This is a genomic window from Corallincola holothuriorum, assembly GCF_003336225.1.
GTDB lineage: Bacteria > Pseudomonadota > Gammaproteobacteria > Enterobacterales > Neiellaceae > Corallincola > Corallincola holothuriorum.
This window is the reverse complement of the sequence record NZ_QPID01000008.1, coordinates 33,805-59,121: the sequence shown is the minus strand read 5'-3', so window position 1 is coordinate 59,121 and position 25,317 is coordinate 33,805. Positions and strand designations below refer to the sequence as shown.

General features: G+C 47.8%; 25 protein-coding genes, 1 other RNA gene and 1 pseudogene. 13 read left to right on the top strand and 14 right to left on the bottom strand.

Annotated features, from left to right (window positions below; genetic code table 11):
• Positions 1–526: 526 nt before the first annotated feature.
• The 5 genes from DU002_RS13350 to grpE all read right to left on the bottom strand — a co-directional run bounded on the left by DU002_RS13350 (position 527) and on the right by grpE (position 6,685).
• Entirely contained in the window at positions 527–1,336 is an 810-nt protein-coding gene (locus DU002_RS13350) for a M48 family metallopeptidase (RefSeq protein WP_114338897.1), read from the bottom strand.
• 154 nt (positions 1,337–1,490) lie between these two features.
• The gene (locus DU002_RS13345; protein WP_114338896.1) at positions 1,491–2,405 is read right to left on the bottom strand and encodes a DMT family transporter; all 915 of its coding nucleotides are present in this window, start codon (positions 2,403–2,405) and stop codon (positions 1,491–1,493) included.
• A 304-nt stretch (positions 2,406–2,709) separates the two neighbouring features.
• Positions 2,710–3,834, bottom strand: a complete 1,125-nt coding sequence (gene dnaJ, locus DU002_RS13340) for a molecular chaperone DnaJ (RefSeq protein WP_114338895.1) — start codon at positions 3,832–3,834, stop codon at positions 2,710–2,712.
• Positions 3,835–3,932: 98 nt separating this feature from the next.
• Complete coding sequence (dnaK, locus tag DU002_RS13335) at positions 3,933–5,852, bottom strand: molecular chaperone DnaK (RefSeq protein ID WP_114338894.1); 1,920 nt, start codon at positions 5,850–5,852, stop codon at positions 3,933–3,935.
• A 221-nt stretch (positions 5,853–6,073) separates the two neighbouring features.
• A complete protein-coding gene (gene grpE / locus DU002_RS13330) occupies positions 6,074–6,685 on the bottom strand; it encodes a nucleotide exchange factor GrpE (protein ID WP_114338893.1) in 612 nt (203 codons plus the stop codon).
• A 142-nt stretch (positions 6,686–6,827) separates the two neighbouring features.
• On the opposite strand from grpE, the gene nadK reads away from it, so the two are divergent.
• The 3 genes from nadK to bamE all read left to right on the top strand — a co-directional run bounded on the left by nadK (position 6,828) and on the right by bamE (position 9,920).
• Complete coding sequence (gene nadK, locus DU002_RS13325) at positions 6,828–7,709, top strand: NAD(+) kinase (protein WP_114338892.1); 882 nt, start codon at positions 6,828–6,830, stop codon at positions 7,707–7,709.
• Between the two features lie 101 nt (positions 7,710–7,810).
• Complete coding sequence (recN, locus tag DU002_RS13320; RefSeq protein ID WP_114338891.1) at positions 7,811–9,481, top strand: DNA repair protein RecN; 1,671 nt, start codon at positions 7,811–7,813, stop codon at positions 9,479–9,481.
• Positions 9,482–9,563: 82 nt separating this feature from the next.
• A complete protein-coding gene (gene bamE / locus DU002_RS13315) occupies positions 9,564–9,920 on the top strand; it encodes an outer membrane protein assembly factor BamE (RefSeq protein ID WP_114338890.1) in 357 nt (118 codons plus the stop codon).
• Between the two features lie 47 nt (positions 9,921–9,967).
• On the opposite strand, the gene DU002_RS13310 is transcribed toward bamE, so the two are convergent.
• Positions 9,968–10,327 carry an RnfH family protein gene (locus DU002_RS13310; protein ID WP_114338889.1) on the bottom strand — a complete coding sequence of 120 codons (360 nt, stop codon included), beginning with the start codon at positions 10,325–10,327 and terminating at the stop codon, positions 9,968–9,970.
• Positions 10,317–10,751 carry an SRPBCC family protein gene (locus DU002_RS13305; protein ID WP_114338888.1) on the bottom strand — a complete coding sequence of 145 codons (435 nt, stop codon included), beginning with the start codon at positions 10,749–10,751 and terminating at the stop codon, positions 10,317–10,319. Before DU002_RS13305 ends, DU002_RS13310 begins: the two co-directional genes overlap by 11 nt.
• A gap of 111 nt (positions 10,752–10,862) precedes the next feature.
• On the opposite strand from DU002_RS13305, the gene smpB reads away from it, so the two are divergent.
• Complete coding sequence (gene smpB, locus DU002_RS13300; protein WP_114339046.1) at positions 10,863–11,339, top strand: SsrA-binding protein SmpB; 477 nt, start codon at positions 10,863–10,865, stop codon at positions 11,337–11,339.
• Here smpB and DU002_RS13295 read toward each other — a convergent pair.
• On the bottom strand, positions 11,336–13,396 hold the full coding sequence (locus DU002_RS13295; protein ID WP_114338887.1) for a putative bifunctional diguanylate cyclase/phosphodiesterase: 2,061 nt from the start codon (positions 13,394–13,396) through the stop codon (positions 11,336–11,338). The genes smpB and DU002_RS13295 overlap by 4 nt on opposite strands.
• Before the next feature lie 211 nt (positions 13,397–13,607).
• Between DU002_RS13295 and ssrA the strand changes: the two genes are divergently transcribed.
• From ssrA to DU002_RS13275, 4 genes are all read left to right on the top strand, one after another.
• Positions 13,608–13,965, top strand: a transfer-messenger RNA (tmRNA) gene (gene ssrA / locus DU002_RS13290).
• A 218-nt stretch (positions 13,966–14,183) separates the two neighbouring features.
• A complete protein-coding gene (locus tag DU002_RS13285) occupies positions 14,184–14,624 on the top strand; it encodes a hypothetical protein (RefSeq protein WP_114338886.1) in 441 nt (146 codons plus the stop codon).
• A gap of 164 nt (positions 14,625–14,788) precedes the next feature.
• Positions 14,789–15,319 carry a hypothetical protein gene (locus tag DU002_RS13280; RefSeq protein ID WP_114338885.1) on the top strand — a complete coding sequence of 177 codons (531 nt, stop codon included), beginning with the start codon at positions 14,789–14,791 and terminating at the stop codon, positions 15,317–15,319.
• A 23-nt stretch (positions 15,320–15,342) separates the two neighbouring features.
• The gene (locus tag DU002_RS13275; protein WP_114338884.1) at positions 15,343–16,422 is read left to right on the top strand and encodes a hypothetical protein; all 1,080 of its coding nucleotides are present in this window, start codon (positions 15,343–15,345) and stop codon (positions 16,420–16,422) included.
• A gap of 117 nt (positions 16,423–16,539) precedes the next feature.
• Here DU002_RS13275 and DU002_RS13270 read toward each other — a convergent pair whose 3' ends face one another.
• Positions 16,540–17,652 carry a Fic family protein gene (locus DU002_RS13270; RefSeq protein WP_199405251.1) on the bottom strand — a complete coding sequence of 371 codons (1,113 nt, stop codon included), beginning with the start codon at positions 17,650–17,652 and terminating at the stop codon, positions 16,540–16,542.
• Between the two features lie 563 nt (positions 17,653–18,215).
• On the opposite strand from DU002_RS13270, the gene DU002_RS13265 reads away from it, so the two are divergent.
• Both DU002_RS13265 and DU002_RS13260 read left to right on the top strand, forming a co-directional pair.
• Entirely contained in the window at positions 18,216–18,833 is a 618-nt protein-coding gene (locus DU002_RS13265; protein WP_114338883.1) for a hypothetical protein, read from the top strand.
• A gap of 1 nt (position 18,834) precedes the next feature.
• Complete coding sequence (locus DU002_RS13260) at positions 18,835–19,275, top strand: hypothetical protein (protein ID WP_114338882.1); 441 nt, start codon at positions 18,835–18,837, stop codon at positions 19,273–19,275.
• On the opposite strand, the pseudogene DU002_RS13255 reads toward DU002_RS13260, so the two are convergent.
• Both DU002_RS13255 and DU002_RS13250 read right to left on the bottom strand, forming a co-directional pair.
• A pseudogene (locus DU002_RS13255) lies at positions 19,272–19,487 on the bottom strand (DUF4172 domain-containing protein); the annotation flags it as partial. The gene DU002_RS13260 and the pseudogene DU002_RS13255 overlap by 4 nt on opposite strands.
• A gap of 379 nt (positions 19,488–19,866) precedes the next feature.
• A complete protein-coding gene (locus DU002_RS13250; RefSeq protein WP_114338881.1) occupies positions 19,867–20,403 on the bottom strand; it encodes a hypothetical protein in 537 nt (178 codons plus the stop codon).
• Between the two features lie 318 nt (positions 20,404–20,721).
• Between DU002_RS13250 and DU002_RS13245 the strand changes: the two genes are divergently transcribed.
• A complete protein-coding gene (locus DU002_RS13245) occupies positions 20,722–21,135 on the top strand; it encodes a hypothetical protein (RefSeq protein WP_114338880.1) in 414 nt (137 codons plus the stop codon).
• Positions 21,136–21,204: 69 nt separating this feature from the next.
• On the opposite strand, the gene DU002_RS13240 is transcribed toward DU002_RS13245, so the two are convergent.
• Together DU002_RS13240 and DU002_RS19285 are read right to left on the bottom strand one after the other, a co-directional pair.
• Entirely contained in the window at positions 21,205–21,441 is a 237-nt protein-coding gene (locus DU002_RS13240; protein WP_114338879.1) for a hypothetical protein, read from the bottom strand.
• 19 nt (positions 21,442–21,460) lie between these two features.
• Positions 21,461–21,691, bottom strand: coding sequence for a hypothetical protein (locus DU002_RS19285; RefSeq protein ID WP_147271863.1), 231 nt, complete (start codon positions 21,689–21,691; stop codon positions 21,461–21,463).
• A 218-nt stretch (positions 21,692–21,909) separates the two neighbouring features.
• Between DU002_RS19285 and DU002_RS13235 the strand changes: the two genes are divergently transcribed.
• Entirely contained in the window at positions 21,910–22,320 is a 411-nt protein-coding gene (locus tag DU002_RS13235; RefSeq protein WP_114338878.1) for a hypothetical protein, read from the top strand.
• Positions 22,321–22,470: 150 nt separating this feature from the next.
• Positions 22,471–23,193: a hypothetical protein gene (locus tag DU002_RS13230; protein WP_114338877.1), complete on the top strand. Its 723-nt coding sequence runs from the start codon at positions 22,471–22,473 to the stop codon at positions 23,191–23,193.
• A 90-nt stretch (positions 23,194–23,283) separates the two neighbouring features.
• Here DU002_RS13230 and DU002_RS13225 read toward each other — a convergent pair whose 3' ends face one another.
• Positions 23,284–25,308: a nitrilase-related carbon-nitrogen hydrolase gene (locus DU002_RS13225; protein ID WP_114338876.1), complete on the bottom strand. Its 2,025-nt coding sequence runs from the start codon at positions 25,306–25,308 to the stop codon at positions 23,284–23,286.
• Positions 25,309–25,317: the final 9 nt, after the last annotated feature.

Below are 25,317 nucleotides of genomic sequence, written 5' to 3'. Positions count from 1 at the left end.
CTCAAAAACTGAACAACTAGAAAGCGGCATCATCTTATATCGCCATTTCGTTGACTCTCAAACATCAACTGACAAGCGTCAGGCAAAGATAAAGTGAAAATAAATTACACAAAACTTCCAAACAGCTTGTTTAAAGTGATTTAGATCAAGCAAAAACACTCTACACACCCAGTCCAGTAACATTATTTCGTAACTAAATTACAAAACAGGTTGATTTGTGAAGAAGATCACATTAATATTCCTCCATCGAAACGAATTACTTCAACAGCCACTAGTTAAGGAGATCAGCATGTTGAATTTATACGATCTCGTCGCGCTGAAAACTTTGCTCAGCGGTCGTGATACCAAGCAGCAGAGACCTGCTCCGGTAACTAAGCGTTACCACTTTTCCTGGACCCGTTAATCACGGTTCTGTGAACAAGTTTTGTTGTTAGCCAAGTCCTTTGTGTTTTTAGCGGGCAATGCCCCGTCTGTTATATACAGATCCTCTACCTTTGGTAGAGGATTTTTTTTTGCCTGCTAACAACTACAAACGGCATTTAGGGTTAAGCCCCTTATTATGCGCTTTCGCTGCAATACCCTGAGCTCTGGACATATTTGACTCAAGGTCAGCAATTCGTGTGTCATGGGAGGGATGCGTAGAGAAAAATTCAGGCGGTTGACCACTGCTAGCTTTCGCCATATTCCGCCACAGCGCCACGCTTTGAGTCGGGTCAAAGCCTGCTTGTGCCATCAGATCCAAACCAATCACATCCGACTCAGACTCCTGGGTACGACTGTAAGGCAGCATCACGCCCACCTGTACACCGAGCCCTAGCGCCGCCATCCACATTGCTGAGTCGTCCGAATCCGATGCGGCAATCGCTGCGCCAGCCACGGCCATAGTTACCCCAGCCAGTTGATTGTGAGTTAACCGTTCGTTACTGTGATCAGCCATAACATGCCCCACCTCATGGCCGATAACCGCAGCCAGTTGGTCCTGATTTTGCGCTATTTTAAGCAAACCGGTATAAACCCCAATTTTGCCTCCAGGCAGTGCAAAAGCATTCGCTTGCTCACTATCAAACACAACCACTTCCCACCCAGCTTGATGATACTGTTGTGGTACTTGCGCAGTGATATGACGCGCCACACACTGCACATAGCGGTTAAGGCTACTGTCGCCAGAAATTTTCTCTTGCTGTTTGATCTGCTCAAACGACTGTCCGCCCAGAGAGGACATCTCTTGATCAGAGTAGAGCAATATTTGGTCGCGCCCTGTCGGCGAAGCGGTACAAGCGGCCAAAACCGCAATAGCGCACAATGAAACGGCGCTTTTCGTTATGGAAATAGACATAAAGCGTATCCCTACTTAACTACACATCAGAATATAGCGGCTAGTGTAACGACTCAGTCCGCACTGCGGAATACGCATTAAATCCCAAAAGATTGAAGCGCTTCCAATAAATAGAGGAAGCGCACTCTTTCTTTAGGCATTCTGCTAACGGTGGCTAAGAAGCACGACCAGAACTAAAGCGCAGTCGATAACGCCACACTCGGCCACCAAACTGGTAACAGCTAAAACCGGAAAGGATCAGCGCCGTGCCGATCCAAACATCTATCGACAATGATTCACCATTGAGCAAGTTACCTAGCAAAAGAGCCAACACAGGCGTAATTAGAGGGATCAAGGCCACCTGCGTCGCTTCAATTCTGGCCAACACGTAAAAGTACACAAACGAACCAAACACAGAGGAGATAACCCCAAGATAGACAGTCGAATAAATAGCTCGTTCACCGATTTCATCAGGCCAGGTCTGACCCGTTATGAACCAGGTCAAGAGAAACAACAGCGCAGCCACCCAAGTCCCGCCGGTAGTGATCGCCATACCGGAAACGGCTTTGCCGCCAACGCCCGCGAAACGCTTCACCAGTACGGTGCTCAAACTAAATGCGGCCACACCAAGTAGCAAAACGACAATCCCCCAAACCGTTTCCGATCCCATCTCTATCGCAGAGCCAAACACAACCACTAGTCCGATAATACCCAATGCGGTACCCAACAGCTTTGCTGGCGTGAATGCCCTCTCACCCAGCAACTTAGCCGCAAACAACCCAGTAAAGATCGACGTAAAGCCGAATATCACCGACAACCAGCCTGATGGCATTAATTGCGCGGCCCAATAACTGGCTGACATACTCACATAACAGCCGACACCAGCAGCCAGATAGCTGTTTCTAGCCGCATCCGACCAAGGTAATCGAAATCTTAATAGCTGCTGCACGATGAGTGCGGTGACTGCAGCCAATGTCAGGCGTGCAGTCACACCGAATAGGAATCCACTGCCTTCACCACTCCAGCTAATGGCCAGCGGTGTTGTGGCCCAAAGTAAAACAATACCCAAATAAGCGGCCTGTACTGACATGACTGACTCCCTTTTGTCCAAAAAACAAAAAAGGCCGCAGTTTTTAGCTGCGGCCCCTGATAACTAACGAATTTGGATACTAGCTTCGTCGTCTACCCTTGACCGCACAGGCGCGTTTCGCCCACACACAGCGGTGTAGCGAAATATCTTGGGTGACGTTTACAAAGCTAAGATTCAACATAAGACTAATAACCCGTTAGTGGAGAAGTAAGAATGCGCTTGGTGCTAACGACTTGCAACCCTGAAGAAAAAACAAAAGCCACGACAATGCGTGGCTTTGAAAGTCAAATATGTAACGGTGGCTTTACGACGTCAGATCATCGAAGAAGCGCTTAACCCCTTCAAAGAAGCCCGTCTCTTTCGGCTTATGCTTATCTGATGCCTTAAAACTCTCATCCAATTCTGACAATAACTCTTTTTGCTTAGATGTCAGCTTCACCGGTGTTTCCACCACGGCTTTACACATCAAATCACCCACAGCACCACCGCGGACAGACTTAACGCCTTTACCGCGCATACGGAACATACGGCCAGTTTGGGTCTCAGATGGCACCTTCAATACCACTCGACCATCCAAGGTCGGCACTTCAATTTCGCCACCCAAGGCGGCTTGAGCAAAGCTAATCGGCACTTCGCAATAAAGGTTGCTACCATCACGAACAAAGAATTCGTGATCTTTGACATGCATCTGCACATAAAGATCGCCCGCTGGTGCGCCGTGTTCTCCGGCTTCACCTTCGCCAGAAAGACGAATGCGATCACCAGTGTCTACGCCGGCAGGGATCTTCACAGACAAGGTCTTAGTCTTCTGTACCCGGCCATCACCGTGACAACTGCCACAAGCTTCATCGATGACTTTACCGCGGCCACGACAAGTTGGGCAGGTTTGCTGCACAGCAAAGAACCCCTGCCGCATCTGCACTTGCCCTTGACCATGACAAGTGCCACAGGTCTTCGGCGAGGTGCCAGGTTTAGCGCCCGAACCATCGCAGGTTTCACAACCTACCCAGGTCGGAACTTGAATTTCGCGAGAGATACCGCGAACAGCCTCTTCCAGCGTCAACTCCATGGTGTAACGCAAATCAGCACCACGTTGGGCTTGACGGCCACCGCCACGACGGCCACCACCAAAGATATCACCAAACACATCACCGAAAATATCAGAGAAGTCAGCACCACCACCATGACCGCCGCCACGATTAGGATCTACGCCTGCATGACCAAACTGATCATAGGCCTGACGTTTTTGCTCATCAGTCAGCACTTCCGCCGCTTCATTGGCTTCTTTGAACTTCTCTTCAGCCGCTTTATCGCCCGGATTTTTATCTGGATGGAACTTCATTGCCAGACGTTTGTAGGCCTTTTTAATCTCGCGTTCGGTGGCGTTTTTACTGACACCGAGCACTTCGTAATAATCGCGTTTAGACATACTTTGACCGCTAATTCAATGTGGCTTTGTTACAGACAAACACGGGCGTTAGTTACCCAACGCCCGTGTCCTTTTAAGTAATGACCTGTGAGGGCGAATTACTTTTTGTCGTCTTTGACTTCTTCAAACTCAGCGTCAACAACATCGTCGTCTTGCGCAGCAGTGTTTTCACTACCGCCTTCCGCAGATTGTGCTTCCGCTTGTGCTTTCGCCTGAGCCAGCTCCATCAACTTGCTTGATGCTTCCATCAAAGCCTGAGACTTGGCTTCAATATCAGCCTTATCTTCACCCTTGATAGCCGCTTCCAATTCAGTTAACGCTGCTTCAACTTTCTCTTTCTCGTCGGCAGGCAATTCTTCACCCAGCTCTTCGATCTGCTTACGAGTTGCGTGAACCAAAGCATCAGCTTGGTTACGTGCAGCTACCAGCTCTTCAAATTTCTTGTCTGCTTCAGCATTGGCCTCAGCATCACGTACCATGCTTTCGATCTCATCATCAGACAAACCAGAGGAAGCCTTGATGGTGATCTTCTGCTCTTTACCTGTGTCTTTATCTTTCGCAGACACATGCAAGATACCGTCAGCATCGACGTCAAATGAAACTTCAATCTGTGGTGTACCGCGCATCGCTGGGCGAATACCTTCCAGATTAAACTGGCCGAGAGATTTGTTATCAGCCGCACGCTTACGCTCACCCTGGATAACATGCACTGTCACCGCAGACTGGTTGTCTTCAGCCGTTGAGAAAGTCTGTGACTTCTTGCTTGGCACGGTCGTGTTCTTCTCGATCAGTGGTGTCATTACACCACCCATGGTTTCGATACCCAAAGAGAGTGGTGTCACATCAAGCAAGAGAATGTCTTTTACATCACCGCCCAATACACCGCCCTGAATAGCAGCACCTACGGCAACCGCTTCATCCGGGTTCACATCTTTACGAGGCTCTTTACCGAAGAAATCAGACACGGCTTTCTGTACCGCTGGCATACGCGTCTGACCACCAACCATGATCACGTCATTCACATCACCCACTGACAGATCCGCATCTTTCAGAGCGATCTTCAAAGGCTCTAAAGTACGCTTAATCATATCTTCAACCAAAGATTCCAGCTTGGCGCGGGTCACTTTGATATTGAGGTGCTTAGGCCCAGAGGCATCAGCAGTGATATAAGGCAAGTTTACTTCGGTCTGCTGCGCAGAGGACAATTCAATCTTGGCCTTTTCAGCAGCTTCCTTCAGGCGCTGCATAGCCAATGGGTCCTGACGCAGATCGAAGCCCTGCTCCTTCTTAAACTCATCAACCAGGTAGTTGATCAAACGGTTATCAAAATCTTCACCACCCAAGTGGGTGTCACCGTTAGTCGCCAACACTTCAAACGTGTGCTCGCCATCAGCTTCATCAATCTCAATAATAGAGATATCGAACGTACCACCACCTAAGTCATAAACAGCGATGATGTTATCACCCTGCTTTTTGTCCATACCGTATGCCAAAGCGGCAGCAGTTGGTTCGTTGATGATGCGTTTAACATCCAGACCCGCAATACGACCGGCGTCTTTGGTTGCCTGACGCTGAGAATCGTTGAAGTAAGCAGGAACAGTAATAACCGCTTCAGTTACCGCTTCACCAAGGTAATCTTCTGCAGTTTTCTTCATCTTTTTCAGAATTTCTGCAGATACCTGAGGAGCAGCCATTTTTTCACCATGCGCTTCAACCCATGCATCACCATTGTCAGCTTTGACAATCTTGTAAGGCATGATAGCCACATCGCGTTGAACTTCGTCATCTTCAAAACGACGACCGATCAGGCGCTTAATAGCAAACAGAGTGTTCTGTGGGTTAGTAACAGACTGACGCTTTGCAGGCTGACCAACCAAAATCTCATCGCCGGTATAAGCGATAACAGAAGGGGTTGTACGATCACCTTCAGCATTTTCAATAACTCGTGGTGTGCCGCCGTCTAAAACAGCCACACAAGAGTTTGTGGTGCCGAGGTCAATCCCGATGATTTTACCCATTTGTACGTTCTCCAACAAAAACCTGTACATTTCATTGCTAACAAAGGTGGGGTCGTTGAAACCCTTTTCAAGCGTAGGGTGAAATTTTTTTTCACTTTCTTACAGAAACAAAAAAAAACAACAGCAAAACAGTTTGTTAACAAGGTTTATTGATTAAGCTTCAAACATAAAAAAAGCCGCCCATGCGACTTTTTTTTCAGAAATTTAAGGTTTATCGCCGATTAAGCTTCTGTATCGATGCCGCTGGCCGGCGCTTTAGCAACCATCACCATGGCTGGACGTAACAGGCGTCCATTTAGCTCATAACCTTTTTGCATCACCAGCATCACGGTATTTGGCGCATGGTCAGGGCTCTCTTGCATTGACATCGCCTGATGCTGTTCAGGATTGAAAGTCTGACCCACAGGGTCTAGCTGGACAACGCCATGCTTAGCAACAGCATCCATCAACCCTTTCATGGTCAACTCGACACCTTCAATCATCGGCTTGATGGCATCGTTTTCGGCATCAGCGAGCTGTAAGCCTCTTTCCAGGTTGTCGATGACGCTTAACATGTCGCCAGCAAATTTCTCAAGAGCAAACTTACGGGCTTTCTCGCTGTCTTGCGCGGCGCGACGGCGCGCATTGTCCGCTTCTGCCATCGCTCGCAATACAGATTCTTGCTGTTCTTCTACCTTAGCGTTAGACGCAGCCAAAGCAGCTTCCAACTCAGCTATACGCTCTTCAGCACTCAGCAATTGACCTTCCTCTACTTCTACTTCAGCAGCGGGTTCAACTTGCTCAATCGTCTGCTCAACCACTTCTTGATCTGACGGGGTGTTCTTATCGCTCATAAAATCTCCAGAAAAGCCGTTTCATACCCTCGGCTTGAGGCTGCTGACTATTATGGGGATTGATCGCTTTGTTTCAAGGCAAGACTTGCTGCTAATCGGCGCCCAAGTATACTGAGCAGGTACTTACCGAGGCTGTAGCCAAATGAAAAAGCCGTTTCAAACCGTTGGATTAATAGGTAAACCCCACCATGAAGGGGCGAACCAGACACTTCTGCAATTGCATAAATTTCTCACTCAACGTGGCTTGAATGTCGTCGTAGAAGAGCGTGTTGCAACGGAATTGGCGATAACCGATGTCGACGCTGTCGATCTGGTTCAGTTAGGCGAGCGCTGCGATTTGGCCATTGTTGTCGGTGGTGACGGTAATATGCTTGGCGCCGCACGAGTGTTATCGCGTTTTGATGTGGGTGTTGTTGGCGTTAACCGTGGCAACCTGGGCTTTCTAACCGATCTCAGTCCTGACGAATACGAACAACCCCTGACCGAAATTCTCAGCGGTGACTATCAACTCGAACAACGCTACCTATTGGAAGCCGAGGTGTATCGCCACGGCCGCCTAAAAAGTAGTAACACCGCAGTGAATGAGGCGGTACTCCACCCCGGTAAGATCGCCCACATGATCGATTTTGAGGTGCTGATCAATGACCATTTTGTCTTCCAACAGCGCTCTGATGGCCTAATTATCTCCACCCCAACGGGTTCAACCGCCTATTCGTTATCCGGCGGAGGTCCAATCATGATGCCATCACTGGATGCCTTGGTATTAACGCCGATGTTTCCCCACACACTTTCGGCACGCCCCATCGTTGTCGATGGTGATAGTGTTATTACGCTGCGGGTTTCAGACGGCAATGAGGACAATCTGCAGGTCAGCTGTGATGGCCACGTGACGCTATCAGTGATGCCTGGAGACGAAATAAAACTGCGTAAACACAAAGCGCCGCTGACCCTGCTTCACCCCAACTGCTATGACTACTATGAAGTGCTACGTACCAAATTGGGCTGGAGTAGCAGCCTGTTTTAACAGCAACAAACGCACACCTTTCATACAAAAAGTTTGCAAACCACCCAAAGTACTGTATACATATACACATACTGTATGTGTATACATGTTTTGAGGTTTCTATGCTGCAGCAACTTACTATCAACAATTTCGCCATTGTCAGCCATACCGACGTTGAACTTAAGTCAGGTATGACAACCATCACAGGTGAAACCGGAGCGGGTAAATCTATCGCCATTGACGCGCTGGGATTATGCCTAGGGGATAGAGCGGATGCCTCAGCCGTTAGACCTGGTGCAAAAAAGAGTGATATCTCGGCACGCTTTGGGTTGACTAAGAACGCGGCAGTACATGAATGGCTGGAACAACATGATCTAGACGCCGATGACAACGAATGCATCATTCGTCGCGTCATCAGCGCAGAAGGCCGCTCTCGTAGCTACATAAATGGTCAGCCGGTGCCGCTACAGCAGCTGAAACAACTCGCTCCTATGCTAGTAAGCATCCACGGCCAGCATGCCCACCAAACCTTGCTAAAAAGCGACCAACAAAGGTTGCTTCTGGATAGATTTGCTGGCCATCACAGTAAATTGGATACCGTGGCAGCGAGTTATCAACTGTGGAAAAAATTAGGTAAGCAGATCCATACGTTGCAGGAATCACAGCTACAACGTGAATCAAGACGCCAGCTTCTGCAGTACCAGGTCGATGAATTGGATCAGTTTGCGCTCGAAGAGGGTGAGTACGAGCAGATCGAACAGGATCATAAACGCCTGTTTAATGGCCAGAGTTTACTTGATGGCGCCAACAACGCAGCCCATCTGTTAAGCGAAGATGAACAGGTCAACGCCTGCCAATTAGTCAGGCAAGTTCTCAATCAAGTCATTGAACTCAGTGAAACAGATCAAAAATTAGCGCCGGTAGTGAGTCTACTAAACGACGCGCAAATACAATTGGAGGAAGCAAGTCATGAACTTAATGCCTACAGTGAAAGCATCGAACTGGACCCGTCGCAACTGCAACAACTGGACGAACGCTTGTCGGCCGCGCTGCAGTTGGCACGCAAGCACCAAGTCAACCCCAACCACCTCCCGCAACAGCATAAAGAGTTAGTTGAAGAGCTTGCCGAGCTAACTGGCGCTGATGACCAATTAGAAGCGCTCCAACAGGAGCAGCAGATCGCCTGGCAAGAGTATTGTGATGAGAGTGACGTATTGCATCAACTTCGCTTAACTGCTGCAGCACAGCTGTCGGAGCAAGTGACACTGGCCATACGGGAACTAAACATGCCCAAAGGATTGTTTAGTGTCGAATGTGTCTCTTTGAAAAACGACAAAGCAGCGGTTCATGGTAGAGATGAGATCCAATTTCTAGTCAGTACTAACCCTGGTCAACAACCACAACCTTTATCAAAAGTCGCCTCTGGCGGTGAACTGTCAAGAATAAGCTTAGCGCTGCAAGTACTCACTTCAAACCAGCAAGCCACACCCACCTTGATTTTTGATGAAGTCGACGTCGGTATTAGTGGTCAAACCGCAGCTATCGTAGGCAAGCTTCTGCGTAAGCTTGGCGAAGAGTGCCAAGTGATGTGCGTCACGCACCTCCCTCAAGTGGCAGCATGTGGTCACCAACAGCTCAATGTTGCTAAGTTCAGTGATGACGAAATGACAGATACCAATATACATTGGCTGGCCGACGATCAACGCATCAACGAACTAGCCAGAATGCTAGGCGGCGACACAATAACTGAGCACACCCGGGCCAATGCACAAGAGTTATTGCTCACAGCATGACAAGGCAAACACGGGTTTAACTTTCCCTGTGTCGCCAGCTTGGTTATCATGCCCAGCAGATTTTGATAAGAGAAAGTACTCCATGCGGTTTAGGAACCTGTTGTTTGCTCTGTTAATCATGCCACTGGCCGGTTGTGCCTGGTTGAGCGAATTTGTTTACAAAGTCGATATCCCTCAAGGCAACTATATCGACGAGCAGCAAGTAGAAAAATTGCGTTTGGGTATGACCAAAGAGCAAGTGCGCTTTGTACTCGGCACCCCAATGGTGAAAAACAGCTTCAGAGACACCACTTGGTATTATGTCTATCGACTAAAAACAGGTAAGGGCGTGGAGTACAACAAACGTCTGATCGCCAACTTCGACGCGGAAGACAAACTGATCGCAGTCGAAGGTGATTACGAGCTGGGCGAAGATTTCGAAACGCCAATTGACAGTTAAGCTCTGTTTTAATGCGCGATAGCAATCGCATCAGGAAAGAGGCTGACTTATTCAGCCTCTTTTTTTTGCCGCCGATTAGGCTGCGGACGTCCGCCAGTCACCTTATCAGCACGCCCTTCGCGCTTAGCGCGCTCAGCTCGTAGCTTACGCACCTCTTTCGGGTCGGCGATCAAGGGGCGATATATTTCTATCCGATCGCCTTCTTTAAGTGTGTCACCTAGCTTTGCTGCCTTATTCCAGATCCCGACTTTGTTTTCCTGCAAATCAATTTCAGGATAGATACTGATAATATCCGACTGCCGAATAGCACTTTCAACGCTACAAGAGCTTTCGACATCAAGTGCGATCAGCGATTGACGGTCAGGAAGCCCGTAAACAACCTCAACACGAATAAGTTCAACTGCCATAAACATCCTTCGCTCGAGCCACAAATGCATCCACCATATTTGATGCCATCTGATTAAATAACTTACCAAATGCCAATTCGACCAACTTACCTGAGAACTCAAATTCTAGAGAAAAACTGATTTTACAAGCCTCCTCATCCAAAGGCATAAAGTACCAGTTTCCTACCAGTTGCCGAAAAGGACCATCAACCAGTTGCATCTCGATACGCTCGGCATGGGCAAGCTGATTACGTGTAGTAAACCATTTATTCACTCCCGCTTTCGCGATCTGAACAGAGGCCAACATCTGCAACTCAGAAGCCTCATGCACTTTGGCATCACCGCAGCCCGGCAAAAAGTTGGCATAAGACTCAACATCATTAACCAAGCTATACATCTGTGCAGCGCTATAACCAACCAGTGCTGAACGTTGGATCTGTGGCATAACATCACTCACTTACTTCGATGGCGTAAATCATAACAAAAATGCGCAGTGTCTGTTATTCCTGATAATCACCATATACAGCGCTGGCTTAATTCGTATAATGTCGCCGCTATGGCAAAGAAAAAACCTAAACAGACTAGTTCCACCATCGCGCAAAACAAACGCGCCCGTCATGACTATTTTATTGAAGATAAGATAGAGGCCGGCCTTTGTTTGCAGGGATGGGAAGTGAAAAGCCTCCGTCAGGGCAAAGCAAATATCGCTGAAGCCTATATCTATCTCAAAGATGGAGAGGCTTTTCTGTCCGGCGCCACATTCACGCCACTACAGGCCGCATCGACCCATGTCATTGCGGATCCAACGCGAACTCGCAAATTACTGCTTAACCGCCGCCAACTAGACAACTTGTTCGGCCGTGTTAACCGCGAAGGCTTCACCATTCTACCGCTCGCTCTATACTGGAAACAGGCTTGGGTGAAACTGGAGATCGGTGTAGGTAAAGGTAAGAAGCAACATGACAAGCGAGCGGACGTGAAGAATAAGGATTGGTCACGACAAAAAGATCGGATCATGAAAAACGCTCGCTAAAGCATCCCCTCTTTTTCAGACCATACGCCGGTACCACTATTGGCTACTTGGCTCAGTCGCTTGTTGAAAAGAGTATGATTCAGCCGCTTCGAGGTTTGTGGGCGGCTGATTAAAAAGCCTTGAATATACTGACATTTCATCGATTTTAGCAGTTCCAGTTCTTCCGCAGTCTCTACCCCTTCCGCCACAATCGTCAGATCTAACTCTTTAGCTAGCGCGACAATGGAAGCGAGGATCCGCCGATATTTCTTGCCTGATGATGCTTTGTTAACAAAACTACGATCAATTTTCAGTACATCGATAGGCAACGACGCCAACGAACTCAGCGATGAATAGCCGGTACCAAAATCATCAATGGCGACTTTGACTCCCATCTGCCGCAAGGCGTCAATCTGCGCAATAATATCCCCTGTTGCTTCCATCAGATAAGACTCGGTGATCTCTATCATCAAACAACTGGGTGGCAACTTAGTTTTCTGCAACGCCTGCTCGACCCACTCTCGCAAAGCTAACTGCTTCAGTTGTACGCTCGAGACGTTAACCGAAACCCGCGCTTTCCTAAGGCCTGCGCGATTCCACTGCTCCATCTGCTGCATCGCTTCATAAAGCACGTAATCGCCCAGAGGCAGGATCTGCCGAGTCTCTTCAGCGATAGGAATAAACTCACCTGGAGATATTTGACCTTCGTGGGGGTGATGCCAACGCAATAGCGCTTCAAAGTAAGCTATCTGGTTACTGGCTATTTCAATAATGGGTTGAAACTCTAGAGAAAATTCAGAGTCATTCACCGCCCGGCGGATCTCATTGCTGAGATAATGCTGGCGCCTTACTTCGCGCCCCATCTCTGGTAAATAGACACGAAAAGTCCCCTTACCATCACTCTTTGCTTTATACATGGCGACATCAGCCATCTGCAGTAAGTTCTCAGGTGACTGCCCATCTTGTGGGTAAACGGCAATGCCTATACTGGCGCTGATATTGACGCGATGTTCGCCGAAGCGAAACTCTTGTTCAAGCAGCTCAATGATTCGCGCAGACACCTGCTCAGCTTCTTCCAACACCTGAATATTGCTGAGGATAACGGTAAATTCGTCACCCCCTAAGCGCGCTAATGTCCGCTGGAAAGCAGGTGTTTCCCCCGCGGTCAGCGAGATGGTATCACTGCTACGGGTTGCGGCATTAAGGCGGCTCGCGACTTCAACAAGCAAGCCATCCCCGACGCTATGACCGAAAGTATCATTCACCTGCTTAAAGCCATCAAGATCGATAAATAACAATGCAAGCTTCTGTTTACCTTCGTCGGCTTGCTGGATCGCTTTCTCCAATGCCAATTGAAACTGCTGACGGTTAGCCAACCCGGTTAACTTGTCCGCAAGATGCGCGGCGTTAACCGCTTCATTTTGCAACTCTAACTTAGAAGATAATTTCTTTACCGCAGTCTCAATGACGGTAGCAGTATCGTTATTCAAACGAAACTGACTGCTTAGCCCCGCTTGTTTTGCTGCTAACGATGCTAAAGCTCGGGCTTGCCTGCTCAGCTTGCTCCGCTGACGATACATAGCAAAGGTAATAAAAAATGGCAGTAGCACCACCATAACCGCAAAACTTCGGATCACACCATGCGTCGCAGGGATCTGTTGCGAAATCAGAATAGAAAGGTCGCCCGACAGCACGGCACCAGGCTCATTGGCCAACGGAACATAAAGGGTTGCATCAGGTGTCCAATAGATGCCAGAAAAATAGGGGGGCGCATAAAAATCGACGATATGATTTAGCCAAGCCTGCCAAAAGATGGCACTCCCTTTATCAACGTACTCCGTCGCCGATAACCGCCCCTCTGGCGTATCAAACGCAGAAACGACAGACAAACCATAGTTGAGCTGTATATCTTGCGGAAGCGAAGAGACACCCGATAACTGGTGCGCCTGCTGCTGGAAATCTGCCAGTACGAGTTCACCGACATAAGCGGCCCAAATGGCAAACGCAAGTCCACCGCTAAGCAGCAAGGTTTTTAAAAATATGCGAAAAGAAAGATCTCGCCCTGAATGCAACGCCACTACCTACTCCCTGTATATGCGATACGGACGTAAAGCCTAACTGATTGAAGCAAAAGGAACTCTACTGTCCTTAGTCAAATTGGCATTCAAATCAGAAATACAACCAAGGCTATATTCTAAACTACTGACGAAAATAGACATAGAGTTACATTAAATTTACCTGTACACAGCAGGTGACTCAGCCGCACAGGCAATGTTACACTAGCCGCCTGGGGCCGATTCAGGATTCGACGGGAATTGTGAAACCCTAGGTGCATGTCGTGGGGCGGTTGGCCACGTAAAAAGCCGCAAAAAAATAGTCGCAAACGACGAAAACTACGCACTAGCAGCTTAATAACCTGCATAGAGCCCTTCCCCCTTAGTTCTCCTGTGGACTTTGGATCCGGAAGGTCACCCCACACAGGATCGCGTGGCGTCCCGGCCTGGGGATTAAGCGCTAAAACTAATCAGGCACGCCTGTAGAAGCCTGCCACTCGGCGTCTAACAGGTTACTAAATGAGCTGGCTAAGCATGTAGTACCGACGGCGTAATATTTTCGGACGGGGGTTCAAATCCCCCCGGCTCCACCAACTACGTAGTAAAAAGCCCTGAATTTTCAGGGCTTTTTTGTTTTCAGCCCCACAGTGATACCGCCTGAAGACCACCTCAAATCTAACGCATTTCTAACGCGGCGGATGAGCCCCCCATGAGCCTTTACCAATGACCAGCGATAAACTTAAAGATGAACTGCATTAAAAATGCAGCGCTCAGCAACCCGCCCATCCATCGTTTGTAAGTAGGTGCTGATATGAATCCAAGGTATTTACCTCATACACTCTTAAGTGTTGTATTGGCCTGTACGGCAGTGGCAGGCTGCAGCGAGTCTGAAACGCTGGAGGTGTTTTCCTGCGATGACAGTATCTGCTTTACCGCCCCAGCGTTAAGCCAAACCAACTACTACGTTCATAGCGGCGGCATCAGCAGATCCGACTGCGACAGCGACTGTATATATTGGGAAGTGCTAACCCCCGGCGATGACAACGCCATCAATTACCAGAACCAAGGCGAGATAAAGTATGGTCAATCGTTTGAACATATTCAGGTAACGACGCCACCCCGCGCCCTTAAGCAAGGCCGCTACAATGTCTCCTTCAACATTGGCTATGCCAGTTCACTAAACGGAAAACGAGGCGCACGGTTCTCAGCGACATTCACTGTTGATGGGAATGGTAACCTGACGGGCAGTTAGAGCCATGCCGTCTTCAGGGGCTACCCCAGAACGGCGAGGAGGTGTCTAACTTCCTGGTGGTGATTCAAAAATCTCGCTATTCATGTACTGATGAATACTAGAAAAATTACGTTGTAACTAAATAAAAAAGTAGCTAAAGTTCTGCTGTCATGGAGGACAAACAGATGAAACTAAAAAGCTGCGTCACGCCTTTTCTATTAGCAGTTGTTGTAATCTTCAACGCAGGATGCGACTCCCCCCATCAAGGCGATTCTATTGCCGCACCCGACACGCGTTTTTCTGCTGAAGTTCCACCTAATTGGGAGCTGATAGGTGATGGACCATCCGAATTAGATTCTCGAAGAATCACTTACCTCACCGAAGATGCGAGCTTGGTGACAATAGACCTTTTTGTCAAATCAACCGAGAGTATCAACATCTATGGCTTCCTGAAGTACCACATGGAAAGTGCCGTGCCTGAATCTAAGCGAAAAGACTTAACCGTAACGCAAGGTGAAGTTCAACGGAAAGAAGGGTTTGGGCTCTATGTTGAGGTTAAATCGCCGCAAGCACTAGAGTACGAGTATTACGCGGAAATCGTAGAGGTGTCACTTGGTTCCGCGAGTGCATTCATAACGCTTCATTGCCCCTTGGATGAAAAATCTGCTCATTTAGACAGTTTTAATAGGCTAGTAAAGACAGCATCATATAAGTAGCCCAAAATCAGAAGGATCTGAATATGAACCATGACGGAAATTTGGTTAGCTCATTAGGAGTTAAGCTCTACGTAGAGGGCTTTAACGCCATCCCGACTTCGAATATTAAGCACATGGAAAATGATGCTTTCTATAATACAAAGTGGGAACAATGTCAGTTTGGATGCCACACTCCATCGTACCGACGAATAGGACCATCAAGCTCATATGATGTCGCGCTGAACGAAGTTGAAAAGAAGTCCAAACTTCTTGCCGGTCTTATTGATGGAATATATACAGAAGGGTTTGCTCAACCTCGAAACATTGGATTAGGAATTGAAAGAACTGCCGAAGGGCTTGGCTTACTGGGGGAAGATAGTTTCAACCAGGTTGGTGCCGAAAACCTTGTCGTATTTGACGGTGTTGCAGCCCTTTTTAAGAAGGCGATGGAAACCGACTATGCTTCAATCATAAACCCGATCGCGCAATGCGTTTCAACTGTCGTAAGTTCATATATCAACTTAATACCCAAAGAGATCCTCGAAAAGGCCATCCGATCCGAAGCCCTTAGGATATCAGGTGAAGTTAATACAACCTTCATTTTGTCAGCAGCACAGTTAGGTATTCTCAGCCCTCCTAATCCAGCCACTCTGTCACAAGCCCAAAGCCTTTTAAGTGGAACGAGTGGTAAGATTATTGGCAAACGAATTGGAGTAAAGGTAACTGAAGCGGTTGTCTCAATTATCGTCTACAAGATATCTGTGAAGATTCTAAAATCTCCAGACCTAAATCGAAAAGTTAAACGCACTTTTTCCAGCTTACGCAAGGCTGGCAAGGGAAAACTGGCGACAGTGCTGTTATTGCTTCTTAAAGGTAACGGAACATTAGGATACGCCGCCAAATCAAGCAGAAAACTACAACAAGACTGCCCAAGGCTATGGCGACTGATGCGATACGACCTGAAAGGAATCGATATGATGCTGTTTTTAGTCTCAGGTTATCTCGAAGAATACATAGACAGAATTAAGCTAATGGAAACAGATCCCATGATGTTTATCAGCCTAATGAATGCACTTTCAAAGTCAGGAAAAACCAGCGAAATTTTCTTACCCAAAAAAATATAGAAAATCGCCAGTTCTCACCATAAACATGTAAATACTATATCTTTACTAGCTCAAGTTTGGGTTAGTAAAGATTAGCTGCTGTTACCACGGTTCACCCGATAACTGAAAAAAATCACCCTACTCAATCAGCTTAGTTTGATATCGAGTACTGCGGCCGCCCCCAGCCAGCTTCTCAATCGCGCCTTTATCCAACAATTCGGTCAGATGCCGCGTTGCTGTCGCTTTACTGACCTTCGCCACTTTTTGATACTGGCTGGCATTAATGCCATTTTCAAAGCCCTTTTCGCCACCATCCAACAACCGGTTCAACACCTTTGCTTGCGCCGGATGGAACCCAGACTCTCTGAACTTTTGCCAGAAGCGGGTCTTGACAATTGTTCGCTCAATCGCCAGTAACGAGGAATCTAAGGCGTCGTTCAGCATGTCCAAAAACCACTCAAGCCAAGCAGTTATATCCAAGCCTCCTTTTTGAGTCTGCTCCAAAATACGGTAGTAGCCGGAACGGTCATTTAAAATAGCCACTGACATTGCATATAGGCGAATACTTTGACTATCAGCTTGCGCCAATGCCATATCTGTTAATGCCCGCGTAATACGTCCGTTTCCGTCATCGAACGGATGCAGGGTCACAAACCAGAGGTGACAAAGTGCCGAGCGTAACAAAGGATCAAGCAACTCATCATCACGGCTTTGATTGAACCACTCGACAAAATCCTGAAGTTGTCCCTCTAACCCTTGCCGAGGCGGCGCCTCAAAGTGTACGACGGGACTCTCTAACCGACCAGAAACAACCTGCATTGGCTCGGGGCCACGCAATTGCCCTACCCTGATAGGCTGCATTGATAATTCATTGGCTGGAAACAACCAACGGTGCCACTGAAACAAACGTGCCGTCGATAGTGGCTGTTTAAGATTGTCCAAAGCATCCAACATCATTGCCGTAACACCCTCAGAACGATCCGAGGTTGGATAAGGTGACTCTTCAAATATTCCCATGCGACGGGCTAACGATGAACGAACAGATTGAACATTTAGTTGCTCGTTCTCGATCGCCGAAGAAGCGAGTATGTTTGACAACAATGTGTTTAGAGCATGCTCCGACGGATCAGATTGAACAGAAGTTTTGCCCAACAAGATCCCCTGCTTACGATAGACAGCCCTGATCTTTGGCAAGATAGTTTCCGCTTGCCAGGAGAAGTTAGGCCAAGCATCCGCTTGCCATATCCACATCTGCGCCATTCGATCCTCAGGATAAGAGTTACCAGAGTTGAGCCGAATAAACATCATATTCGAATCACTAAGTGAGCCGATAATAGACTCTAATCGGCTCATTTCGCAAATCGGACAGACATCTAAGAGTAAATGAGATAGCCGTAAGCTAAGCTGTAAATGACGAAACGCAACTCCCCAGCAAGATTTTTTAACAACACAAGAAGCAACACAGGGACGTTTCACAAGGACAAATACTATGTGTTTTCAGATAGCTACGAGCTCGGTTCAAATCCCCCCGGCTCCACCAACTACGTAGTAAAAAAGCCCTGAATTTTCAGGGCTTTTTTATTTTCATCCCCACAGAGATACCGTTTGAAGCCTACCTCAAATCTAACGCATTTCTAACGCAGCACACGTACGGTGAGCAGCCTAGGATGATAATGAGATAATCCATAGCAAATCTATCAGACGTCACAAACAGCGCCCGACAGGCTAATTGAACCATAGTTATGCTACCACTATAATCATGTTCAAAAATATACATGTAGCACTGTGCATCAGCACAATCACAGGGAAGATAAATGAGTAGCAGGAAGCTAACCCAAGGCGAAATCGCACTCGCTAAAAAGATATTTAGAAACTCTATCGACTACAACAAAGTCACTATTCACAGGGATAAACACAACGCCTTACAGGACGAAACTGCAGCAGTAACACCTAACGGCGAAATCTACATTCCTCATCCTAATCATTATCAAAATGATTTTTCACAAACTACCATTCCAGATTACAACAGCCTGTTTATTCATGAGATGGTACATGTATGGCAGTATCAGAATAACGTGCTCAATCCGATTATTGCTGCAGCAATCGAAATGTTGAGGCACATGTTCCAATATCACAAGGCGTACCAATATACGCTGGAAGAAGGAAAGGACTTACTGGATTATCGTATAGAGCAACAAGCTGCCATTATTGAAGATTACTATCGCTCACAGTACCTAGGTGCACCTCCAGTTCGAAATAGGAATGGCCACCGCAATATCCAGAACCAGTTGCCACCGAACGAACGAATGAATGCCTTTCGGCGTGTTCTAATTAATTTTATCTCCAACCCCAAGTATGCCAACAGCAATATGAAATGTAGTCGCTCCAAATTAGCCATATCTCGTAGCCCTTTAACCTGTTCGGAGAAGTAAAATGAAGTACAGCCAGTTGCCAATGGTCTTTACTTTATTGTTGCTATTTGGGTGCTCTGAATGGTCTGAGCTAAAGACCATTCAGGAGGATGGAGAAATATTCTTTACCGCAGACAATTTTGCAAATACTAAAGTTGCTTTTGACACGATGACAGTTAGAAAAATGGATTGCGAAGTTGATTGCACTTACTGGCAGGCTCTGCGCCCTGTAGAAAAAGACAATTTACCTCATACATACAGTGAAGCTAACATTCGTTATGGGCAGCAACTTGAAAACATTACGGACATCGTTCCCCCTAAAGCTTTAGAAGCTGGGAAATATCAGGTAAGTGGCATGCTGTTCTACAAAAATATCAATGGCGAACTTTCTGGTGGCGGCAGGTTTTCAGGCGAGTTCGAGCTCAAATTAGTTGGTAAAAAACTGGTATTGATAACAGACTAATCAATCAGCTTAGTTTGATATCGAGTACTGCGGCCGCCCCCAGCCAGCTTCTCAATCGCGCCTTTATCTAGCAACTCGGTCAGATGCCGCGTTGCAGTTGCTTTACTGACCTTCGCGACTTTTGGATATTGGCTGGCATTAATGGCATTTTCAAAGCCTTTTTTGCCACCATCGAACAACCGGTTTAACACCTTTGCTTGTGCGGGATGGAGCCCTGATGCTCTGAATGGTTGTCAAAAACGGGTTTTAAATCGCCAATAAAGAGGAATCTAAGGCGTCTTTCAGCGTATCCAAAACCATTCAACCTCGCAGAGGTATACTTTAGCAACACAAGACACCGGCGTTTCGCAAAGACGAATTGTATGAATTTTCAAATAGCTAAGAACTCGGCTCAACCGAACCACTAGTGGTGAGATAACGTCGGAGCCTGCAACGACGGCCCGCAGGCCAGCGGCAACGCCGCGAATCAATCTCCCCGCCCCTCGGAATAGCTAATGTAGCATTCAAAGCTATGGACAGTTCACTTTCGAATACAAGAAATAAGCTCGTGTTTAGGGCAACATGAGTGGCTACCCTTTTTTGTAACTCGTCTTAGCCTTTCTGCTCACCACCAGTCAACTCCGGGTCACGGTCTCTGTCGAACATTTTCGATGGCTCGGCAGCCTTACAACGTGCAACCGCCTGTTTCAATTCTCGATCTGCCTTCTTGAGCATACTGCCAGCAACAGCTTCCAAACCTAATAGCGCCAATAAACCAATAGCTAGCTCCAGAAAGACGGGTTGCCAGGCACCGGATGAAAAATAGGATAACGCAAAGAAAATTAGCATTGCAGCAACGCTGCACACCTCAAATAGCCAACCTTGTCGCGTAGAAGCATATATGAACAACGGAGAAACAATAAAAAACAGCATGATGGCAGACAGCTCTATGAAAAAACTCTCAAGCCACGACTCAGACGTACTAAGAAAGATCCCTACAACCGCCGCTATCAATATGCTTGTCAACGTGGTGTAAAGAAAGACCATGAAACAGCCTGAAGTGAAAACATCATGGGCCCCGGCCATCGCTTCCATATCTTTCTCCGCTTCATGTCGAAGTAGAGAGTCGTAAGATTCATCAGTTTGCATGCTTCAGCCCTTAGCGTATCGAAGTTGACAATACGTTGAGGTCACATACGCGCCTTAAAGCAAAACCATTAAGCCATGCACCCCAATCGCATCTAGCATAGTCAATCTAGCTTACTCCTTCGTTAAACAGTTTTAACGGAGCAAGTGTGAACTCAGCGAATCAATGCTAACAAGACTGCGACACACTTCCTCAACAACAACTGAAACTCATACAACACTATTCGTACTGAGGTCTGAGTAGAGGAAAGTTCTTGCACTCAAGCAGGAATTTGAGAAGATCCAGCTCCCTATAGAACACACCATAATCAAGGAAGAGATATGGGACTCGTCATTTTACCGTTACTACTGATCTGGTTAATTGCCACGGGATACTCGCTTCACCTTTGGTATACAGCAACTTACTCCGAGCATTCTATTCTTTATGCGTTACTGGCACTTATGTTGGGTACAGCGCTCGCCATCGGCTATTCATGGTTAGGATTACAAATCTTCAAATCCAAGGAGTCCATTTGGGCTTTTGAAATCTTGTTCTTTTTCATGTGGAATAAGTACAGCATTGCCGCTTTTCTTCTTGCTGCCAGTTATCCTTTATGGAAACACACACAATTTGCGATCCCACACGCAGGCGCTCTTTGCTTCCTCATAGCATTTTCATTATCCCTGGGCACACTGATAGGTAGCTTCCAATCAGAGAGTTTTGTTGAAGAGCACGAAATACGCGTAACGCATTAGTGCGCAGATGAAACGACAAAGGCCCCCATAAGGAGGCCCTTTTGTTGCTTGGTTTTCGGCAGGCGCTATTTACTTCTCGACTTTTAAGTGGGCTCGCTTCTGCGCTTTGTCGATAGCCGCATCTTCTGCTGCAGATTTTTCAGGTGTAAGTTTTTCACCTTTAGTGGGCCCCGCTATGTAGCCATCTTCCTCGAAGCCCTCAGGTTTTTCAGCACTGAATAGCTTATCGACAAATTTTTTGCCATCTTCCAGCAACCAGCTTCGAAACTCCGGTGTGCCAGGTCTAGGACGAGTATCTTTAGACATTGTTATTCTCCACTACCTTCTACAGATCTAACCATAAGTGAGTCGGAACATTACTGGCTTTCCCTCGATACAGAGTAAGGTCGTGACTTTGATAAAAGCGAATCAACTCTTCATTCAATGGCCGCATGATCCGCAACTGACTAGCATCTATGGATCTGGCATAAAACCTGAGTGCAGCGATGGAGATATCCGTCACTTTGCCCTTCAACAAGTTATGCAAAGGCGATCGCTCAATGACATCTAGTCGCATCTTATCGCCGGTGAAAGTAGGTTTGCCAATGCTACGCCCACAAAGCTGCCCGGTACTCCATATAGCTAGGTCAAACTGTTTCCGATGCCTGAACTTATAGCCCCACCAGCCAACTTCTCATATGACTAGACTTCACCGAGTCACTTTATACCGTTTCTTCTCTGCACATCGACTAGGCTAAACAGCAACAACTACTTTCCGGCGGAACGGAGTCGATCATGTACAAGTGCAAACACTTTCAGATCCATGAATTAGTGCCTAAATCGGTTTTTAAAAAGCGCGGTGAAAAAGCGTGGCAGCTGCTGGATGACAGGCTCTTAATTACCCTTGATAGGCTCAGGGAGAAGTTTGGTTCGATGACAGTAAACAACTACTACTGGCAGGGTGACCGCGAATGGAGCGGTTTAAGAACCAGTGACAGTCCCTATTACAGCCCTTTTAGTCAGCACAGCTTTGGTCGGGCAGCGGATTGCCTGTTTCAGGATCATGATGCTGAAAGCATACGCCAACAGATCTTAGCCGCTCCGAGGCAACACGAATTCGAGCTAATAGGCAGCATCGAACTGGATGTATCCTGGTTGCACTTCGACGTCAGAAACTGCGACAGGATAATGACCTACAAGCCATAGTCCGGCGAACAGATCCGCTGAATTTGGCCATCACACACCGACAAACATACAACTCACTTCTACACTTTAAGTGAGGCGCTCTGCGGAATTGCAGCAACCAGCGTCGTGATGAAAGTTGGATTCTCGTCTGTTACATAGGAGGGAGATCTAATGGCTGATGGGAATAGAGATAAACTCACCCCCCTCTCTGATAGCAATGAGCTGCCATGGCGGCTCTACACCATAGTGGCAATCATAGTACTCGGCGCCATCGCTGCTTTTCATTGGGGTTACTCCGACGTCGAACTTCTGTCCGTTAATCCCGAGTTAGTTGAAAAAGGCGGTGATATCTTTCTTAAGTATCTATTTATTGTGGTGGCTGTCGAACGAGCTGCGGCAGTATTTGTAAGCAACTACCGCAACCGTAAAGTCGCCGATTGGACACTCAGAATATCCCGAATTAAGGAGACGCTCGCCGACGATGAGCAACACGTTAATGTACTGAAGATGGTGTTTGAACGGGAGATACAAGTGGCCAGAAAGGTCTTAGATAAAGGGATGTTTGGCCTACTGATCGCGCCGGATGACAACGCGGACGAATACCGAGCAGCCCTGCTCTGCCTGAAGCACAGTTACGAGTTCTCCCTTGCCAGGCATCAATCTACCTGCAATCGGGATGTCACCTTCTTTGTCTTTATTTCAGGCATCGTGCTCGCCTCGCTTGGGCTCAGTATACTGGCGGATATCCTGTCCAATATCTCTGAAATCAGTGGCGTTCACGGTAACTTGGTCAGGTTCGCCGATGTGCTGATCACTGGCGGCTTACTCGGCGGCGGCAGTGCTGGGCTAAATTTCGCTTCAACTCGATTTGCTGAACTGATGAAGAAGAATTAGTCGCTAGTAACTCCAGTAAAAAAGCCCTTTGTTTTATCAAAGGGCTTTCGTTGTGAGCTTAGCGCAAACCAAACCCACTAAAACAGAGGGTCACTTCAGCCCCGCCAACTCACGCTTTAACTGTGAGTTAAGCACGGGGAAGCGTCGGTAAGACTTAGGATCGGCACTGTCTGATTCGATATGAAATCCAACGGCCAAACGTTCACGCTTCCACTGGTTGCGGCAATACAGCTGGTAATAGCGTTTAACCCAATCGATCAGCTGCTGGCGCTCATAAGGTTGTCCCAACGGGCCATCAGCGAGACGGTTTAACACCCCCTGTGGATTGAGGTATTGCACCTGTCCCAGCTTGCGGATCTCATCGAGTATTGGGAATGGCATCAGATCGGCTTCATCGGTTTGTTCAACCGGACGTAGCTCTGCCGTCGGTCGCTGACGGTTAACAAAGCCTAACGCATCAATGGTCAAACTGAATTCATCAGCGTCAATCGGTCTGACGGTCACCCCTTGCTTTTCAACAAACTCGTTCAGTAACAGCACACGAGTTTTACTGATGCCGCCAATGGGTGATAGCACGCCACTGGTGTCACCATCCATGGTGGTATAGCCCACGGATGCTTCACTCATATTTGAGGTCGCCACCAGCAGTTTGTTTTCCCGGTTCGCCACCATCCAGATACCGGGGCTGCGCACCCGCGCCTGAATATTCTGCAGAGTCAGATCATCATCTTGCCAGTTCAGCGGCTTGGCACCATCAATACCGTTAATGCGGGCGCTGTACTCCTCCACCAGTGAGGAGATCGACCAGTTAATGTGCTTGGCACCTATCGCGCCAGCCACGGCGGCGGCAGCACCAGAGGTCGTTTCACTGCTGTTATCTGAGCCCTGATAGACAGTGGTCAATACTTGAGGAAGTACGGTTTCCGTCAACCAAGTCAGGCGTTGTTCTGTTGCCTTTGGTACTGCAAACTGAAACCCACAAATAGCCATCGCTTTGGCGTAATCTTCTGGTGCCAATTCAGAAACAGCCAATGCGTGAGCGTAATACACCAGCGAGGCACACAGCGCCGAATCTGCGCCGCCAGAGAGGCTAATGGCATAGCCCGCGGTGGTTGTCTTGCGCATCCAATCCCACATACCCAGCGCACCTGTTCGCAGTACGATGTCGTGCTCACTCAGCACTGGCAACGAGTCAATGGCACCGCTGATCTGATAATCCGCTTGTTGCTTTAAGATCCCAGCATGTTCAATCAGGTCAATCTGCATCACATCGGACTGCAACTGGCTGGAGATTATGCGTTGCGTACGGTTTGCATGCAGATCCACATCCGCCATCGTGACCACGACATCATCAAACTGTAAGCGCTGAGCTTCCGCCACCAACTCGCCATTTGAAGCGATCATATTGCCGCCATCGTAAACCGCCCTACCCGCTTCGCAGCCTTGTAAGTTGGCATAGGCATAGACGACACCGAAAGCCCGTGAGCCTTCCTGCACGAATCGACGGCGCACCTGATGCTTGCCTAACGCAAAATGACTGGCAGAAGGGTTAAGGATCACATCGACTTGGCGTTGGTAGAGCTGACGCCCGGGTCTGGCGGCCACCCAGCTGTCTTCACAGATCTCGAAGCCTATCCGCACGCCATCAATACTAAAGGCCTGATCACCAATCGGTACCTGCTGCCCACCGATCATAATTTCAGTGGACTGCCCCACCGGCCAAGGCGCAAACCAGCGCGACTCATAGTGGATACCGGAACGGGCCAATGTTTGCTTACATACGATGCCAAGAATGCGCCCGGTAGCAATCAGCGCGACAGCGTTAAACACCTGGCCACCCGGGTAACGCAGCGGTAAACCAACGGTAGCTAGCAAGCCTGCGGGCACTTGCTCGCAAATAGTAATCAGTGCTTTCTCTACATCCGCCAACCAATCACTACAGAAAAACATATCTTCACAGCCGTAGCCGCTCAGGCACAACTCAGGCATCAACAGCAGTTCAATATTTTGTCGCGCAGCATCGGCCATGGCCTGTTCAATAAGGCTGGCATTGTGCTGTAAGTCCAAAGCAACGGTATTTAAGCTGGCGGTACCTATTCTCAGTGTTGTTTTCATTTGTTCTCT